16 protein-coding genes are annotated in these 17,264 nt (G+C 40.6%); 13 read left to right on the forward strand and 3 right to left on the reverse strand.

Going from position 1 to position 17,264, the window contains the following annotated elements; genetic code table 11:
* Nucleotides 1-50: 50 nt before the first annotated feature.
* Both J0H12_05295 and J0H12_05300 read right to left on the reverse strand, forming a co-directional pair.
* Nucleotides 51-1,964 carry a hypothetical protein gene (locus J0H12_05295; protein ID MBN9413318.1) on the reverse strand — a complete coding sequence of 638 codons (1,914 nt, stop codon included), beginning with the start codon at nucleotides 1,962-1,964 and terminating at the stop codon, nucleotides 51-53.
* Nucleotides 1,965-2,039: 75 nt separating this feature from the next.
* Nucleotides 2,040-2,198 carry a hypothetical protein gene (locus J0H12_05300; protein MBN9413319.1) on the reverse strand — a complete coding sequence of 53 codons (159 nt, stop codon included), beginning with the start codon at nucleotides 2,196-2,198 and terminating at the stop codon, nucleotides 2,040-2,042.
* Nucleotides 2,199-2,615: 417 nt separating this feature from the next.
* Here J0H12_05300 and J0H12_05305 point away from each other — a divergent pair, with 417 nt between their 5' ends.
* Nucleotides 2,616-3,101, forward strand: a complete 486-nt coding sequence (locus tag J0H12_05305; protein ID MBN9413320.1) for a hypothetical protein — start codon at nucleotides 2,616-2,618, stop codon at nucleotides 3,099-3,101.
* Nucleotides 3,102-3,346: 245 nt separating this feature from the next.
* A complete protein-coding gene (locus J0H12_05310) occupies nucleotides 3,347-4,342 on the forward strand; it encodes a hypothetical protein (GenBank protein MBN9413321.1) in 996 nt (331 codons plus the stop codon).
* Nucleotides 4,343-4,348: 6 nt separating this feature from the next.
* Here J0H12_05310 and J0H12_05315 read toward each other — a convergent pair whose 3' ends face one another.
* On the reverse strand, nucleotides 4,349-7,294 hold the full coding sequence (locus J0H12_05315; protein ID MBN9413322.1) for an AsmA family protein: 2,946 nt from the start codon (nucleotides 7,292-7,294) through the stop codon (nucleotides 4,349-4,351).
* Nucleotides 7,295-7,371: 77 nt separating this feature from the next.
* On the opposite strand from J0H12_05315, the gene J0H12_05320 reads away from it, so the two are divergent.
* The 11 genes from J0H12_05320 to tuf form a co-directional block, all read left to right on the forward strand.
* Complete coding sequence (locus J0H12_05320; protein ID MBN9413323.1) at nucleotides 7,372-7,602, forward strand: hypothetical protein; 231 nt, start codon at nucleotides 7,372-7,374, stop codon at nucleotides 7,600-7,602.
* A gap of 12 nt (nucleotides 7,603-7,614) precedes the next feature.
* Nucleotides 7,615-9,033, forward strand: coding sequence for a sodium:proton antiporter (locus J0H12_05325; GenBank protein ID MBN9413324.1), 1,419 nt, complete (start codon nucleotides 7,615-7,617; stop codon nucleotides 9,031-9,033).
* A 57-nt stretch (nucleotides 9,034-9,090) separates the two neighbouring features.
* Complete coding sequence (locus tag J0H12_05330) at nucleotides 9,091-10,221, forward strand: MlaE family lipid ABC transporter permease subunit (protein ID MBN9413325.1); 1,131 nt, start codon at nucleotides 9,091-9,093, stop codon at nucleotides 10,219-10,221.
* A 1-nt stretch (nucleotide 10,222) separates the two neighbouring features.
* Entirely contained in the window at nucleotides 10,223-10,975 is a 753-nt protein-coding gene (locus J0H12_05335; GenBank protein MBN9413326.1) for an ATP-binding cassette domain-containing protein, read from the forward strand.
* Nucleotides 10,975-11,790: an MCE family protein gene (locus tag J0H12_05340; protein ID MBN9413327.1), complete on the forward strand. Its 816-nt coding sequence runs from the start codon at nucleotides 10,975-10,977 to the stop codon at nucleotides 11,788-11,790. Before J0H12_05335 ends, J0H12_05340 begins: the two co-directional genes overlap by 1 nt.
* The gene (locus J0H12_05345; protein ID MBN9413328.1) at nucleotides 11,787-12,425 is read left to right on the forward strand and encodes a membrane integrity-associated transporter subunit PqiC; all 639 of its coding nucleotides are present in this window, start codon (nucleotides 11,787-11,789) and stop codon (nucleotides 12,423-12,425) included. Before J0H12_05340 ends, J0H12_05345 begins: the two co-directional genes overlap by 4 nt.
* Nucleotides 12,426-12,506: 81 nt before the next feature.
* The gene (locus J0H12_05350; GenBank protein MBN9413329.1) at nucleotides 12,507-13,214 is read left to right on the forward strand and encodes a Bax inhibitor-1/YccA family protein; all 708 of its coding nucleotides are present in this window, start codon (nucleotides 12,507-12,509) and stop codon (nucleotides 13,212-13,214) included.
* 942 nt (nucleotides 13,215-14,156) lie between these two features.
* The gene (gene rpsL / locus J0H12_05355; protein ID MBN9413330.1) at nucleotides 14,157-14,528 is read left to right on the forward strand and encodes a 30S ribosomal protein S12; all 372 of its coding nucleotides are present in this window, start codon (nucleotides 14,157-14,159) and stop codon (nucleotides 14,526-14,528) included.
* 11 nt (nucleotides 14,529-14,539) lie between these two features.
* The gene (rpsG, locus tag J0H12_05360; GenBank protein MBN9413331.1) at nucleotides 14,540-15,010 is read left to right on the forward strand and encodes a 30S ribosomal protein S7; all 471 of its coding nucleotides are present in this window, start codon (nucleotides 14,540-14,542) and stop codon (nucleotides 15,008-15,010) included.
* A gap of 17 nt (nucleotides 15,011-15,027) precedes the next feature.
* The gene (fusA, locus tag J0H12_05365) at nucleotides 15,028-17,103 is read left to right on the forward strand and encodes an elongation factor G (GenBank protein MBN9413332.1); all 2,076 of its coding nucleotides are present in this window, start codon (nucleotides 15,028-15,030) and stop codon (nucleotides 17,101-17,103) included.
* 17 nt (nucleotides 17,104-17,120) lie between these two features.
* On the forward strand, nucleotides 17,121-17,264 hold a 144-nt coding region (gene tuf, locus J0H12_05370; protein ID MBN9413333.1), incomplete at its 3' end, for an elongation factor Tu.

Genomic DNA, 17,264 nt, shown 5'->3' on the forward strand with positions numbered 1-17,264 from the left:
ATGAGCCCGCTAAGAAAAAAGGCCCCAGGTTTTTCTGAGGCCTCAAAGACTTAAAAGGTTTGGGCGCGTAAGGCTTCAATCACCGGTTTGATTTGGGCTGCATTGATTCCAATCGCCTTGGCAGTGAGAAGTGCATACACGGCAAGATCACGGATGCCTTCTGCGGTAAAGTGTTGTTCTTGAGACGTTTCCTTTTGTTGCCCTAATAAACTTAAACCAGCCTTAAGGATTGTTGGTGCGGTATATTGTTTTTCCTTATGGCTATCAAGGGTTACAATTTCACCTGATATTGTTTTAAGAAGGATACCTTTTAAAATAATATCATTAGGGAAGCGGGCCAAAAGTTGGACTTTACGAGTAGGACTGACACCAGACCAAAGCTTTTGCGCATTTTCAAAAGCCAACTGTTCTTTATCAGATATCTCAAGCTTGAGAACTTGAGCAAAAGAAGGAATTGATGCATCAACGGTCTTCGCTTCTTCTCTTTTACCTTCTTCTATTTCAAGGGGAGCAATAGGAGTTTTCTTTCTTGCGAGGAGTTCAGCAAACATGCCTCCTTGTTTTGCTGAGGACTCAGCAAGCTTCTGAGCTTTTGCCGCATCTTCATCATCTTTTGTTTTGCGCTCCTCTGGGGACAAGGAAAGATAAGCAAGCTGGAGAGGATATTTTGGCATTATAAGAACTTTCTGGGCTTGATTATCATCAAGTTCAGAAAAAGTTGTGGCTTCTTTTTCCCCTTTTTCTGTCAACACTTTCAAATAAAATTCAATCCTATTTTGCTTCCAAGAAGATATTTTTTCTTTAGACTCTGTTTTTAAACTGTCATAAAGAGGTTGATATTCTTGACTTAAGACAACAACTTTTGACTTAGAGGCGGTCTTTTTTACAGAACCTAAACCGAGAGGTGGCGGTGGAGGAGGCATGTCACCAAGCATTGGAGGAGGAGGCGGTGGTGGTGCAAAACTACTTGAAGGCGTAGCTCCTGAAGTCGCATTCGTCACACTCTGATTGAGTTGAGCATTTTCTTCTGTTAATTTTGCAATAACAATTTTAAGTTTTTGAACTTCTTCCTCAGAATTATACCCTGTATCTGGTGAGACAGAACTCGAAGAAGCATTCAAGCTTGAGAAGTTTGAAGAACGTGGCGAGCTTATTAAAGATCTTAATTCCCGCAGTCTTGTTCTATCGCTTTGCTCTAAATCAGCTTCAACAACAAAGCTATATTTATCTAATTGTGGTGCTCCTTTAAGCCAGCTTGTAAGTTTATCCACACCAGAAGACGTATATTCATAAGTAATCAGGACGGTTCCGCGTTCTATATCTTCTACAGAAGCAAGAACTTTAAGGTCTCTCATAAAATTTGTAACAACCGATTTGCTTGAGGGGAGAGATTTTTTAAATCCTTCTCTTATCTCTTGATCTTCTTGGGAGGATAGGCCAGGAACCCAAAAGCTATAACTGTAATGTCCAACAGTAACTTTATTTTGGTCGTGTAAACCATTAAAAGCTGTGCAGTACTCATTGACTGGGGCGTATTTTTTGATAATAGCGTCAATTTCTGCTTGTGCATCTGTCTGACGTTGCGAAGAGCTTGAGGAGATCTTTATATTTTCTTCTTGATCATCGCTTGCATAAGAAAGACTTGCAAGGCTCAGAAACGCCGTGGTTAAGAGTAAATATTGTTTCATCATTAAGGGTCCTTTTAAAATTAGGAAAGGGAACTTTACACTCCTTATATTTAAGAAATATTTTTTATCTTTCAAGTGCATTTTTTGACTGATAGGATTTTCATAAATGCATCGATTATTTTTTTCTTGTCGTTTATCTTCTTCTGCTGATTCTATTGGACGACTTTGAGACGTTGTGAAAAGTTTCTGCTGTCGTTTTTCGAAGCTTGAATTTTTTCCCATCAAAATAGTGATGAGACTCTCTCTAATTTTTTGATACATACTTTTATATTCCATTATTACCTCCTGTTTTATTTATTTCTCTGTTTCATTTTTGTGTGCTTTCGGCACGGTTTATTTTTTGGGGCTTTATTAAAACCTCTCATTTTTTGGTTTTGATGTCCTGAGGTACCTTATAAAGTTTTCCTCGGATTTTTCTCCTGCGAGGTCAGCCATAAAGCCTTTCCTCAGCTTACGTTCTGCTTTGCCTATGTCATGTCCTTTTCTTCCTTCACCATGCCTTTCACGCACGCTGAGAGGTTCCTCTTCCTTTCAGTGGGCAAAGAGAGAGTATTCGCTCAAAAAAGAGCGTTAAAAAGAACTCTTCAGAGTTTGCTAGACTCTCTTTATTAAAAGGACGGAAGGAGAGGAATTATTGAAGAAGATTGAAGGCTTTTTAAAGGCCTTCAAGGAAGGAAAACATCATCTCTGACCATCTATTTATAGACTATCACAAACAGATACAAGATTCAAGAAAATTCGAAACAATTATCAAAAAATATCAAGTTTATTATTAAATTAGTTCAAGCTGGATACCGTTTATACTCTATAATATCTGGAATTCAGAAAAAATTTAATAAAATTAACGAAAATTTAAACTTTTTAAAAGTAATATTGAAATAAAATAATAATAAAATTTTGATAAATAACTTATTTTAGGAGTAGTTCATGTTAAATTTAAAAAAAATAACAATTTATTCATCTATCATTGCTTCTGGGTTCATAAATATGGCAGAAGCTTCTAAGTTGCACCATGTAACTCCAACAGAAGAGTGTCAAGCTGCTTTTAATGCTTTCCTTACGACTCCCTCAGATTTTTCTTTCAGAAATTACCATGGAGGTGAATTGAATAAACATCTTGAAAATGCGGAAGGTAATGGTCCTAAATCTCCAGGAGAATCTTATTTTTATGCTAAGACTGCCGGAGATGTAATAAAATTATTAGGTAGAAGTCAGTGCGTTGTTTCCTCTAATGGTATGAGAGGTCATCAGCAAACATGTCAAGCTTTATGTAATAATAACATAGGATTTCATCACGACGCTGATAAAACAACAAAGCGCGTATATTTTTCTCTTGAAAAACCAGAATCTGAAAGAGATTTAAGTAGAAACGGAAGTCAATATTTTATTCTTAACATATATCCAGATAGCTAAGTTTCTGAAGCTATTTGATTTTGCCTTATAACTTGACTCTATTGCAAGGAATGGATCATATTATGAATTCCTGCAATAGAGTCTTAGTTTGTCAAAAATTCGATAAAGTTAGATTCATCTAATTTCTAAAAGATCTTTACGTACAATCTTAAAATTTAATCTTTAAACATAAGTCTGGTTAAATTAAGAAACTCTTAATCAAAAAATATTACCCTTTTAATAAAAGAATGAGAAATTTTATCATCATGTTAAGTTTTTTAAAAAAATTAAGTGTATTTTGGGGACTGGGACAGGCTTTAATCCTCGGGGCATGCACTGCTGAAGAGCCACCTCAAGCTCCTGAAACCTTATATGTTGAGCCGGCTAAGGAAAAAGTTTTGATGGGCGTTTATCCTGTCATGCTCCATGATTTTGATTTAGCTCATAATACCTTTAAGGTGAGTTTTTATGCTTGGTGGCGATCAAAAGATAAAGCTTATGTCCCCGATAAAACCGTTGAAATTACTAATGCGCTGGATTTTCATTCAAAATTTGGAACAACAGGAAAATTTAAAGATGAGTATTTTACGTATATCCGTTATTACGCAACCGTTTCAAAAGAGTGGGATATGCGCCATTTTCCCTTTGATCATCAGCAACTTGTGGTAGCTTTAGAAGATTATGCCGATATCCAAAAAATTATTTTCACCCCCGATAACGACCAGAGTGCGTTGCATTCGGAGATTAAGCTTAAGGGGTGGAAAATTCTAGGGTTTCATTTGAAAGATTCCATAACAACGTATGACACTAATTTTGGAGACCCTTCGACGAAAAAAGGCCAATATTCTCGTCTTTCTTTTATCATTGATATTAAAAGAGAGGGAATAAGACTATTTTTTAACTATTTTATAGGATTTTTGGTCGCTTTCTTCCTCTGTACGGTGATTTATATTTTAGATCCGCGCGAAATTGGGGCCAGAACAAGCTTATCTCTGGGGGCAACATTTACAGCGATTGGAAATAAGTACATCCTGGATCAAGTTTTACCGTTTACGACCTCGTTTACGTTAGCAGATGCGATTCAAGCGGCCACTTTTGGAATGATTATCGCAGCTGTTTCGATGATTATTTATACAAATCATCTTATGAAATCTCATCCTTATAAATCAGTGGCTTTATTGAGTCAGAGGATGGGATTGTGCGCCCTTTTGGTTTACACCTTATTTGTTTGTTATTATCTCTCTGAAGCCGCTATTTCTTAAAGAACTTTAAAAAAGTTTTTTAAGGAGATCTTTCACAACTTTTTCTGGCTTTTGAGAGGCTTTTTCTGAATCGGATTGCGGTTGCTGCGTCCCTTGATCTTGACCCAGAATACTCTCTAACACATCTCCAATTTTTCCCGTCCCTTTGGAAAGTTGATCCACAACTCCTTTAAAGACATTTTGGATAAGATAGTTCTGCAAAGCTTGGGTTTCCAGGTTTCTATGAGGATTATCTAAAGGCCCTGTAAGGTACATCTTAAAAGGGGGTAATTGAGCGTGATCCGTCAATCGAAATTCAGCCGCAACATTCACAAGGTAGCCGGGAAGATTAATGGTTCCTGTGGCTTGACCATTGCCTCCATTGGCAATCAACTGCATTGTTTTGATCGTTCCCATGCCATTTTTAAAGAGAATCTCGCTATTAAAACGTTGAAAGGTCGTTTGGCCTTTCGCCATAAAATTTGATAATAAGCCTAGTAAACCTTGGATATTATTAATTTGCTTGAGGCGTTGACTGATCGCTTGAAGATCAAATCCATTAATAACACCATCCCGGGCATTTAAGTTAATCGGGCCTGTCAGATTTGCGACGAAGTCATATACGCTTTTTCCATGAGTCGAGAGAGCTGAATTAAGCGAAAATTTTCCGCCCACAAGTTTAATTTGTCCTATGTAATGGGGGACTAAACTTGCAAGGTCTGCATTTTTGAGATCAAGGTTGAGGGCGAGTGTATTGTCAGCTGATACACGGAAATTCCCTTCAAGATTTCCTCCAGAAAAGTTTCCTGTTAAAGGGGCATCAAGGATACCATTCTGGATTTTTGGCGTTATTTTTAGATTGGTGAGAGTAATATCTTTACGCTTTAATTGATGGATCATCACTTTAACATCAGCTTCTAGTCCTTTTAAAAAGGCAAAACTGAGGGGGTCTTTTGACCAGGTGTGTTGAGCAGGTGGTGCTTTAGCAGCTTTTAAAGCAACAAGCATAAATTGGGACTCAGAGGAGATTGGTTGTTGATGGTCAGCCCTCGCGAGCAAAAGATCGAGATCAAGAGAGGTCGCCGTGAGTGACCCCACAATTTTCGTCTTCTCATTAGGGTGGCTCACCTCAATTTTCCCTGTTAGATCAAAGCTCTTTCCTATGGTGGCTTTAAAGGCATCAAGCGTAAACTGTGCCTTGTTACCTGTCAGATGGGCTGTGAGGGAAATGGCACCTTGAGGTGTCGCTGAAAGGGGGAGCTTTAGGAAAGTTCTAACATTCGGATGCGTGATATTAAAGGTGAGATTAAAAGCAGGAAGCGTCATGAGATTTTGAAGCGTCCCTGAGGCTCCTAACGAAAGCTCATCAAGTGTCGTTTGAGTTGTGAGGCGAAGATTCTCAAGGTCACCGGTGATTTGTCCTTTAAGAGACGCATTTCTGTAAGTACTTTTTGAGACAAAACCAAGATTGACAAGGAAGGCCCCTAAATTAGGTGTTTGACCATTGAGATCAATCTTCAGGGTCGGTTTTTTATCAAGATTTTGAGCTTGTCCTTTGAGGGAAAATAAGAGGGTTCCAAGCGTTGTTTGAAGATCAAAAATAAGATTTTGAGTATCGCCTTGAAGAGAACCACGAAGCTGACCAGAACCTAAAGGTTGTTGAGCTTTAGGGGCAAGGCGAGGCATGAAGTTTTCGACTTTTGGTGTTTTGAGGTTGAGTTGAATTGACGGTGTTTTCTGATTGAGTTTATAGTCAATGTCTCCTTGAAGTTCAGCCTCTTGAAGATTCAATCTCAGATCCCGAAGTTGGAGCGTATCTTTGAGAAGCGCATAGTGAGTTGACACTGAACATTTTCCTAAAAGATGAGAAGGAAGGCTTTTCGCCTCAATGTCGAGCCATGTTAGAAAATCCTGAAAACGTTGAAGAGTGGCTTTGAATTGGCCTTGGGCCCCCTCTCTTTTTTGAAGAACAGTAAAATCAAGAGTGCCTTGACCTGGTAGATTCTTAAGGAGGCCCTTGACTTGAAGAACATCGCCTAGGGTGACCGTCATGGCTCCCTTTATGAGGGCCTTATCCGCCTTAAGAGTCAAATCCTCAACAATGACACGGGCGGGATTTGCTATAAAAAGAGCCTTAAGAGAAATCCCCTCTTTCGTGAATTTAGGAAGTTCAGTTTTTCCCGTAAGTTGGTGTAAAGCTTTGGCTGTGAGGTGATTCTCTACGTTGCCTTTAAAGGTTTGAGAAGATTGCGTATAAACGCCGTTGATTTTGAGAGGAAGCTCGCCGATTTGAAGGTCTGCTTCAATCGGTTGAGACTCTGATAATGGCCCTGCTTTAAGATTAAATTTTAAGATTTGTTGGTCAAATTCAAGCTCACCTTCTGCGCTATAAGGCCCTGTGAGTGAGTGAAGGCTTGCTGTGAGAGAGAGATTTTTTATTGTCGTCTTCTGGGGGCCATCTCGATAAGTGACGTGAGTATCTTCAATACGAATATGATCGATGCCTAAATCAAAGGAAGGAGAAGAAGAAACGTCTTGAGAGGGGGCAGGAGAAGGCGTTATTTCTTTTGATGAAGATGTTTCTTGAGAGGAGAATACCCAATTCATGGTTCCATTTGAAAGCTTTTCAAGTTCAATTCTAGCGCCTGTGAGAGTCACTTTGGTAATATGAATTCTTTTGTGCAACAAGGGCAGAAAGGCAGCATTTACAGAAGCTTTTTCAAAGATGATAAGGTGAGATGTCTGAGCTTGAGGAGGGTTCGCGAGCTTTACTTGGTGAAGGGTGAGAGCCGGGGAAGGAAAGAGGGAAAGTTCAATAGGACCTTCAATCTCAAGGTCTCTGCCTGTGGCTTTTTTTGCTTGCGTTTTGATTTCGTCCTTGTACTGATTCACATCAATAAACAACGGCATTATGAGGGCGAGACCAATCAAAAGACCCAAAATGGCTAAAAAACCAAGAACTATGCGTTTCATAATTTACTCCACCTATAATATGAGTGATAGTGTAGCGTTGGATAGTGAAGTTCACAATAAGTGAAATGATTGGATTAATGAATAAAATTAAAACTTATGATGGAATGGTTGCCTCTTTGGGACCTCAATTCTTGCAAGACTCAGAAGAGAAATGGCTTAATTGTGGAGACCTGGGGGGATATGCTTTGGGAGCTTTGCGTATGGGGAATAAGCATCTGCTGTTTGACGCTTCAAGTCCTGTTTATCCTAAAATTGTCGCGATAGCAGCTCAGTATGAAGCACATATTCGCCCGATAAAAGAAGAGTAGAGTGACCACGCGATGAAATATCTTTTTAAATGCTTGAAGGTGAGTTTTGGCGTTCTGCTTTTTTCCTCCTCTCAAGGGTGGGCAGGAGAGGTTCTTTCTTTGGCCGGAGGAACTCTAGGGCTTGAGTGGGTTATTCCTTTTGGAGGACTGTTATTATCGATTGCCCTTATGCCTTTACTAAGGCCCCATTTTTGGCATCATCATTATGGCAAAGTGGGGATGATATGGGCGCTTTCAACAGCGATTTTGTTGGGAAAGAATTTTGGACTTTTGACGATGGTCGAGAGCTTAGGGTTGACACTTATTCACCATTACATGCCCTTTATGATGATGATTGGGGCTCTTTATATCATTGCAGGAGGGATTCGCCTTGATATTCAAGCCTCTTCGACGCCGATCCTTAATACATCTATCTTAGGGATTGGCGCTCTGTTCGCAAGTTTGATAGGAACCACTGGGGCTTCGATGCTCTTGATACAGCCTTTCTTGACGTTGAATAAAGAGCGTCAGTTTCGGCGGCATTTGGTTGTCTTTTTCATTATTCTTGTTTGTAATGTTGGCGGCGCTTTATCGCCAATTGGAGATCCTCCTCTTTTAATCGGCTTTTTAAAGGGAGTCCCTTTTTTGTGGCCTCTCATACATCTTTTTAAGCCATTCTTGCTTATTTTAAGTTCTGTGCTTGTCATATTTTATGTCGTTGATCGAAGGCTTCTTGCTCAAGAAGGGCGATCTTTACGCAAAATAACGACAGCTAAATTTTCTTTACACGGATACGATAATGTTGTGCTCTTAGGACTTGCTATTTCCTGTCTTTTTCTCAGTGAATTGACCTATTTCAAATCATCACTAAGGCTTTTTGGAATGACTTTTTCTCAAGGAGATTTGATGAGAGATTTGGGGCTCTTAGGGCTTGCCTTTATTTCTTTAAAATTTTGCCGCCAAAATGCTCGCATTGAGAACCAATTTACGTGGGAACCTCTTAAAGAAGTCGCTCTTTTATTCGGCGCAATTTTTATTACGGTTGAGCCCGTTCTTGCAATGCTCAAAGCCGGGAAAGAAGGGGCCTTTTCAGGTCTTTATCAATTTTTGGTGGATTCTCAAGGGCAGCCTTTAAATAACAGTTATTTTTGGCTCACAGGATTTTTGTCCAGTTTTTTGGATAATGCGCCGACTTATCTCATCTTTTTTAATCTTGCAGGCGGGGATGTGACAACGTTGACCACGGAGCTTTCCTCAACTTTAATGGCTATTTCTGCCGGAGCTGTTTTCATGGGAGCCTTAACCTATATCGGCAACGCGCCGAACTTTATGGTGAAATCGATCGCTGAGACCAATTCAATTGAGATGCCAAATTTCTTTTCTTATACTTTTTGGGTGAGTTTAATTTTGCTTCCCCTTTTTGTTGTCATTTCATTTGTTTTTTTTAGTTAACTTTACGTTAAGGAAAAAGGCATATAAAATAAAACTTTACTACAAAAGAGGCGCATATTGTCATTTCAACCCCTATTTGAAGTGAGTCAAAAAAATCAGAAAACAACGTTAAAGGTTGGAGGATCGTGGCAGGCTAAAGACCTCAAGAACCTTGTCGATTTGTTAAAGACAGAAAATTATCCGATTACAACCGACGTCATCTTAGATTGCAAAGATCTGAAAGCGCTTGATACGTCGGGAGCATGGCTTTTGAATCGTTTCTTGGAAAGATATGACCATCTCCATTTTGTGAATGTTACATCCCAAACGAAAGCTCTGTTGCAACAAGTTAAAACCTATCCTATTTCGTCTCCACGAGAGGCTTCAAAAGCGCCTGTTCGGTTGTTTTACGTGCTTAATTTTCTGGCTCAGCTTGGGCAGAAAACAGTTATTCTTTCAAAAACATTTTTACAATCTTTATCCTTTTTCGGGGAGATTTGTAGTCTCTCAAAGACTTTTATTCTTAAGCCTTGGCGCTTTAGAGGTATATCTCTTTTCCATTTTTTGTATGAAGACGGTGTGAAAGCCGTTCCAATTGTTGGCTTAATTTCATTTTTGATTGGGATTGTCTTGGTTTATCAAGGCGCGGATCAATTAAGACGATTTGGCGCGGAGATTTTTACGGTTGACCTATTAGCCATTTCCGCGTTGCGAGAAATTGGAATCTTACTCACAGCGATTGTTGTCGCGGGGCGCTCAGGCAGCGCTTTCACGGCGCAAATAGGATTCATGAAATTAAATCAAGAAATTGATGCGATGATTGTCTTGGGATTGAGCCCGATAGAAGTTCTTGTATTGCCTCGTATCCTTGCCCTTGTTATCGCGTTACCTCTATTGGCTGTTTTTGCAGACATGATGGCGTTAATGGGAGGGGCTCTCATGACGTCAGTGATGCTTGATTTGAATGTTGAGGATTTTCTTCATCATCTAGGGCTTTCAATCAAGCCGTGGACTTTTTGGACGGGGATCATCAAAGCGCCAGTCTTTGCTTTTTTCATTGCGCTTATTGGATGTTTTGAAGGTTTGCGCGTGCAAGGAGGGGCTCAAAGCGTTGGAATGCACACGACCAAATCTGTGGTCCAAGGGATCTTTCTTGTTGTAGTTCTCGATGCTTTTTTCTCCATTCTATTCTCAATTTTAGGAATATAAGATGTCTGAGATTGCTCTTAAAATTGAAAATCTAACAACCACCATTGGAAAACAAAAAATTCATCAGAATTTGAATTTAGAAGTGTCTCAAGGTGAAATTCTTGGGCTTGTTGGGGCTTCAGGCGCAGGGAAAACAATTCTCTTGCGCACCATCTTAGGGCTTATGCCTTTTCGTAAAGGGACGATCCAGCTTTTTGGAAAACCGCTTCAAGATTTAAAAAAAACAGGTGATTTTCGACAAAAAATAGGAGTTCTGTTCCAAAGTGGAGCGCTTTTCAGTTCTCTAACTGTGGGAGAAAATATTCGTATTCCCATGAAAGAAATTGCAGGGATTCCGGCGGAGATTTCTGAAGAGCTGATTCTGTTGAAACTTGCTATGGTCGGCTTAGGCCCTGAAGTTGCTCAAAAATATCCTTCTGAGCTTTCTGGCGGGATGATCAAACGAGTTGCTCTTGCGAGAGCCTTGGCCATTGATGCTGAATTTCTTTTTCTCGATGAACCCACGTCCGGGTTGGATCCGTTGTCGCGGCGAGAATTTGATCATCTCTTGAAAACGCTTCAGCAAAATCTTAATTTAACGGTTGTCATGATCACGCATGATGTTGATACTTTAACGGCGATTTGTGATCGAGTGGCAGTTTTAGTAGATCATAAACTTTTTTTAGGTACAGTACGTGAAATGGAAAAGCATACGCATCCTTGGATTCGGGATTATTTTCGAGAAGGTATGTCAGAGAAAGATAGGTTAATCTGATGGAAACACAAGCGCATTACATTAAGGTTGGAAGCTTTGTCCTCGCCATGCTGACCGCTCTTGTTGTGTTTGTTTTATGGATGTCAAAACTTGATTTTGGCAATAAATTTCAGATTTATGATATCTATTTTGAGGGTTCTGTAACAGGCCTAAGAATTAATGAAGAAGTTCGCTATCATGGCATTCCAATAGGAAATGTGAAGCAAATAAAAGTTGATAAGAGAGATATTCATCGTGTGCGGGTCCAGGTGACCATCAAGGATCCAACGTTGATTCGGGAAAATACGATTGCATCGATCGAAGCTCAAGGCTTAACGGGGTATACCTATATTCAAATTCAGGGGGGTACGGAAACAAGTCCTTTGTTAGAAGTTAAAGAAGGACAGCATTATCCTGTTATTCCTTCTCAACCCTCAAGAATTGAAATGATTTTTAACAATATGCCGATGATTCTTGCCAATATTTCTCATCTTTCCGAAAATCTGAATGCTGTTTTGAGTCCAGATAATCGGGCCCATGTGCAAGGTATTTTAGAGAACATCCATAAGATCTCGAGCGGATTATCTCAAGGGCGTGCTTCATTGAGTACCACATTACAAGAGTTTCAAGAGACCTTCCGGGATATTCGAGGTCTTATCACACGGAATCAAGGCGCAATTGAAGGCTTTACTACAAGCGGGCTCTCTGATTTTACGCACTTGTTGGCAGAGACTCGAGAAATGGTTAATAGTATTAAACAGATTGCAGATGGCTTCAACGAGAGTGCGGGAGCTTTTTTGCATCGATCACCGCAAAAAGGATATAAAATCGAATGAGAACTCTAGGACTGCTCTTTTGTGTAGGCCTTTTAGCCGGTTGCATCAGTGTCTTACCGGAAGAGCCCGCTCCAGCTAAGAAGATTGTTTTAATACCTAAATTGAGACACAAAATAGTGGGCCACAAAATAGAAAGTTATTCTATTTTAGAATCACTTATCGTGGAAAAACCAAGGATGCTTGAAAGTTTAGATTCGGCCCGGGTCAAAATTGTTTTACATGGTCAAGATGGCGTGACGTCTTCTGAGTTTGTGGCTGGTATTGAATGGAGTGATAAGCTTCCTTCATTCCTTCAAGAAACCCTTATTTCATTGTATGAAAGAACTGGGAAAATCACCGCTGTAGGGCGTGCTGAAGAACAATTTTACGCCCCTTATCGTTTGCAATTTACCATCACGAATTTTGAAATTGTAAAAGAAGCTGATGCCTCAATGAAGGTGGTTGTGAAGGTTTCTGCAAAGGTTATTAACTCTCAAAATCGATCTGTTCTTGCGCAGCACTCTTTTCATCAGCAAGTGGCTGTGAAAGAAGAAGGTTTGGAAGGAATTATTAAGGCGTTTGAAAAAGCGACTTCAGTGAGTTTTTCTGAAATAATTCAATGGACATTTGAGAAAATAAAACGTGAAAAGCGATAGAGAGGGCGTAAAGTCGAGGTTCTCTTGTGCTTTTTTGAAGGATCAGTTATAATTTAGTCATTAAGAAAGAAGGAGACAACAATGAGCAATGAATATATGCGCACTGTATCGCGTTCAGGTGCCGCAAACTTAGATCAAGGCTTACGCAGCTACATGTTGGGCATTTATAACTACATGGCCCTGGGACTTGGATTAACTGGTCTTGTTGCAACACTTGTTGCCTCGAGCCCTGCTTTATTGCAAGCTATTTATGGAAGCCCTCTTCAGTTTATCGTGATGTTGGCTCCTGTCGGGTTTGTCTTTTTCCTAAGTTTCCGCTTACATGCCATTCAAGCCTCAACAGCTCAAATGCTCTTCTGGGCTTATTCAGGTTTGATGGGATTGTCCTTGTCATGGATATTTTTGGCCTATACTGGGGCGAGCGTTGCTAAGGTATTCTTTATAACCGCAGGTACGTTTGGAGCGATGAGTCTTTACGGGTATACAACGAAAAAAGACCTTACTGGACTTGGTTCTTTTCTTTTAATGGGACTTATTGGTCTGATTCTTGCAAGTCTTGTGAATCTCTTTGTAAAAAGTTCCGCTTTTGAGTTCGTGATCTCCGCGATTGGAGTCCTAATTTTCACCGGTTTAACAGCCTATGACACGCAAGTTATCAAGAGTGAATATATCGAAGGTGAAGATCGTGAAATAATGATGAAAAAGTCTATTATGGGCGCTCTTCGTCTTTATTTAGACTTCATCAATCTTTTCCTTCACTTGCTCCGTTTCTTAGGCGATCGCCGCTAGAAAAGGGTGAAATACATTTGATCTAAAAGGCCTCTTGTAAAGAGGCCTTTTTTTTATGGGAAATGCTAGAAAAAATGAAATATTTTTCACTTAACAGAAGCCATTCTTGATAGATGTGACGAATTTTCTTGAAATTTGTATCGTGTTGTGATAGTCTAATAATAGATGATCAGAAGTGATTCCTTCCTATGAAAAGAAGACCTCTCTTCATAAACTCTTTACTCAGTTTCTGAAACATCTCAAGAAAAAATAATAAGACAGGGAATAAAAAACCTAGATTATTACAAGGTATAAGCCTTTCAACGCTCTTTTTGAGAGAATGCCCTCTCTTTGCCTGATGGAAGGGAGTGGATAACGGAGAATTTGTTTTGGGAAGAGCGGTAGGATAGCAACCCCCCGCTCGGTCATCCTCGGCCGTGTGCCGAGGATCTCAGGCAACCTGACGGTGTAAACAGGTGCCAGAAGGCCTTCTCATTGTGTGTCAGGCGTATCTAGGAGATCATGAAGAACGATTTAGTACTGCTTCTTTATTGTCGTGATTAAAAAATTGCATGGGTAGCAGAGAAAGGGCAGAGAAGATCTTAAGTCACCACGCAAAGAAAAAGATCTTTAGGAAGGTCCTGTGAGAAAAAGTGGGTAGAGTAGATCCTAAAATGGGTGGAATAAAGTTGGAGCAGAGAAATCTTAAGAGCGAGGAGAATTTTAAAAATAAAGAAGAAAATTCTCTTACCCTAAAAGAATAAGTTGAAAGCGTAAGAAAAATAGTCTATCAACGCATTCTACACTTGACGGCGCTTAGGTAGCTGAATAAGATGCCGCGATTATGGGGCTATTAATGAGTGCTTCTGCATTCAAAAAGCTTGTTATATCTAAAAGAAATGCTTGATTCTTAAACGATCAAGCTCTAAAACTTTTGTGTGATTAGAAGGAAGGAAAGGCTCAATGCCGACTATTAACCAATTGATACGTAAACCACGCGTGTCCGTTCCAGAGCGCAATAAGGTGCCAGCGATGCAAGCTTGCCCGCAAAAGCGTGGTGTTTGTACGCGTGTGACGACAACCACACCAAAAAAACCAAACTCTGCGTTGCGTAAAATTGCTCGTATTCGTTTGACCAATGGAATGGAAGTCACAGGCTATATTCCTGGTGAAGGGCACAACTTACAAGAGCACTCAGTTGTTCTTATTCGTGGTGGACGTGTTCCTGACCTTCCCGGTGTTCGTTATCATATTATTCGTGGTACCTTAGATACTCAAGGCGTTGCAAAGCGTCGCCAAGGGCGTTCTAAATATGGTGCTAAGCGTCCAAAGTAGGAGAGAAATAAATGGCTCGTAGGCGCGCTGCAGAAAAACGTGAAGTCCTTCCAGATCCAAAGTTTGGGGACATTATTATTACTAAATTTATGAATACAATTATGCGACAAGGCAAAAAGTCTATCGCTGAGGGTATTGTATATGGAGCTTTTACTCAAGTTCAAGCTCGCACTGGAAAAGATCCTGTTGAGCTTTTTCATGAAGCGGTAGCAAATGTGCGACCTGCTGTTGAAGTCCGCTCACGCCGTGTGGGTGGTGCGACGTACCAAGTTCCTGTTGAAGTTCGGAGTGAACGTTCTCAGGCTTTGGCGCTTCGCTGGATTACTTCCGCGGCTCGTGCTCGCTCTGAAAAAACAATGAGAGATCGCCTTTCTGCAGAGCTTCTTGAAGCTTCTCAGAATCGTGGGTCAGCAATTAAGAAAAGAGAAGATACGCATAAGATGGCAGATGCAAACAAAGCATTCTCCCATTATAGATGGTAAGGTAGGATTTAGAAGAAATGGCAAGGACAACCCCTTTAGAAAAATACCGCAATATTGGCATTATGGCGCATATTGACGCGGGTAAGACAACAACAACTGAGCGTATTCTTTATTATACGGGCAAGTCTTACAAGATTGGTGAAGTGCACGAAGGGGCTGCCACCATGGACTGGATGGAGCAAGAGCAAGAGCGTGGTATTACAATTACTTCTGCGGCAACAACTTGCTTCTGGAAAGATCACCGTATTAATATTATCGATACACCAGGTCACGTAGACTTCACGATTGAAGTTGAGCGTTCTTTGCGTGTTCTTGATGGGGCTGTTGCTGTTTTTGACAGCGTTGCCGGTGTTGAGCCGCAATCAGAAACAGTTTGGCGTCAGGCTGATAAGTATAATGTCCCTCGTATTTGCTTTGTGAATAAGATGGATCGTATTGGGGCGAACTTTTATCGTACTGTTGATATGATTGTTGATCGTCTTGGAGCGAATCCTTTAGTCATTCAGCTTCCGATTGGATCTGAAGCAGACTTTGTGGGTGTTGTTGATCTTATTGAGATGAAGGCGATTCGCTGGAAGAATGAGAATCTCGGTGCTGAATTCGCTTATGAAGAAATTCCAGCTGATCTTAAGGATAAAGCTGAAGAATATCGCGCCAAGCTTGTTGAGCAAGCTGTCGAGCTTGATGATCAAGCGCTTGAAGCTTACTTGGGAGGTGAATTGCCTTCTGTTGAAGTATTGCGTCGCTGTATTCGTAAAGGGACTCTGGTCGGAAGATTGGTGCCTGTATTGTGTGGTTCTGCTTTCAAAAATAAAGGGGTTCAACCTTTACTTGATGGTGTTGTTGAATTCTTACCATCACCTAATGAGCTTGTTGAAATTCGTGGAACTTCCCAAGATGGTGAAACGGAAATTGTCCGTAAGTTCTCAGATGATGAGCCTTTCTGTGGTCTTGCTTTCAAAATTATGACAGATCCTTTTGTTGGTTCTTTGACCTTCACACGTATTTATTCTGGTGTTCTTGAGAGCGGTTCAACAGTTTTGAACACGGTTAAAGATAGAAAAGAGCGTATTGGACGTATGCTTCTTATGCATGCGAATAGTCGTGAAGATATTAAAGAAGCGCGTGCAGGTGATATTGTGGCACTCTGCGGCTTAAAAGAAACAACGACTGGTGAAACATTAAGTGATCCAAGTAAGGCTGTAATTCTTGAGCGCATGGAATTCCCTGAGCCTGTGATTGAAATTGCGATTGAGCCAAAGTCTAAAGCAGACCAAGAAAAGATGGGCTTAGCCTTATCTCGTTTAGCTTCTGAAGATCCTTCATTCAGAGTAAGTTCTGATATTGAATCAGGTCAAACGGTGATTAAGGGGATGGGTGAGCTTCACCTTGAAATTAAAGTTGATCTTTTGAGGCGTGATTTTAAGGTTGAGACTGTTGTAGGTCAGCCTCAGGTTGCTTATCGCGAGACAATTACGAAGCCAGCTGAAGTTGATTACACGCACAAAAAGCAATCAGGTGGTGCGGGTCAATTTGCTCGAGTCATTATTCAGTTTGAGCCGTTGGCTCCTGGATCAGGTTATCAATTTGAGAGCAAGATTGTCGGTGGTTCTGTTCCAAGAGAATATATTCCAGGTGTTCAGAAGGGATTACAATCCGCTTTAGATACAGGTGTTCTAGCGGGCTTCCCAATGATTGATTTTAAGGCAACCCTTGTAGACGGTGGTTACCATGATGTAGACTCGAGCGTTCTTGCGTTCGAAATCGCAGCTCGTGCAGCTTTCCGTGAGGGAATTAAAAAATGTACTCCAAGACTCCTTGAACCTGTAATGAAGGTTGAAGTTGTCACGCCAGAAGAGTATATGGGAGATGTGATCGGAGATTTGAACAGCCGTCGTGGTCAAATTAGCGGAATGGATCAACGTGGAAATGCACGTGTGGTTAATGCAATGGTGCCCTTGGCAAATCTCTTTGGTTATGTTAATACACTTCGTTCAATGAGCCAAGGCCGTGCCCAGTTCACAATGCATTTCGATCATTATGAACAAGTGCCTCAGCATGTGGCCGACGAAATTTGTGCAAAGAATAGCTAAGGAAAAGGATTAAAAACATGAGTAAGGCGAAGTTTGAGCGAAATAAGCCGCATTGCAACGTAGGAACGATTGGGCACGTTGACCATGGTAAGACGACGTTGACGGCAGCGATAACGAAGGTATTGGCGGAGAGCGGCGGAGCGACATTTACGGCGTATGAT

Origin of the sequence: Candidatus Paracaedimonas acanthamoebae, from assembly GCA_017307065.1 — a bacterium.
GTDB lineage: Bacteria > Pseudomonadota > Alphaproteobacteria > Caedimonadales > Caedimonadaceae > Paracaedimonas > Paracaedimonas acanthamoebae_A.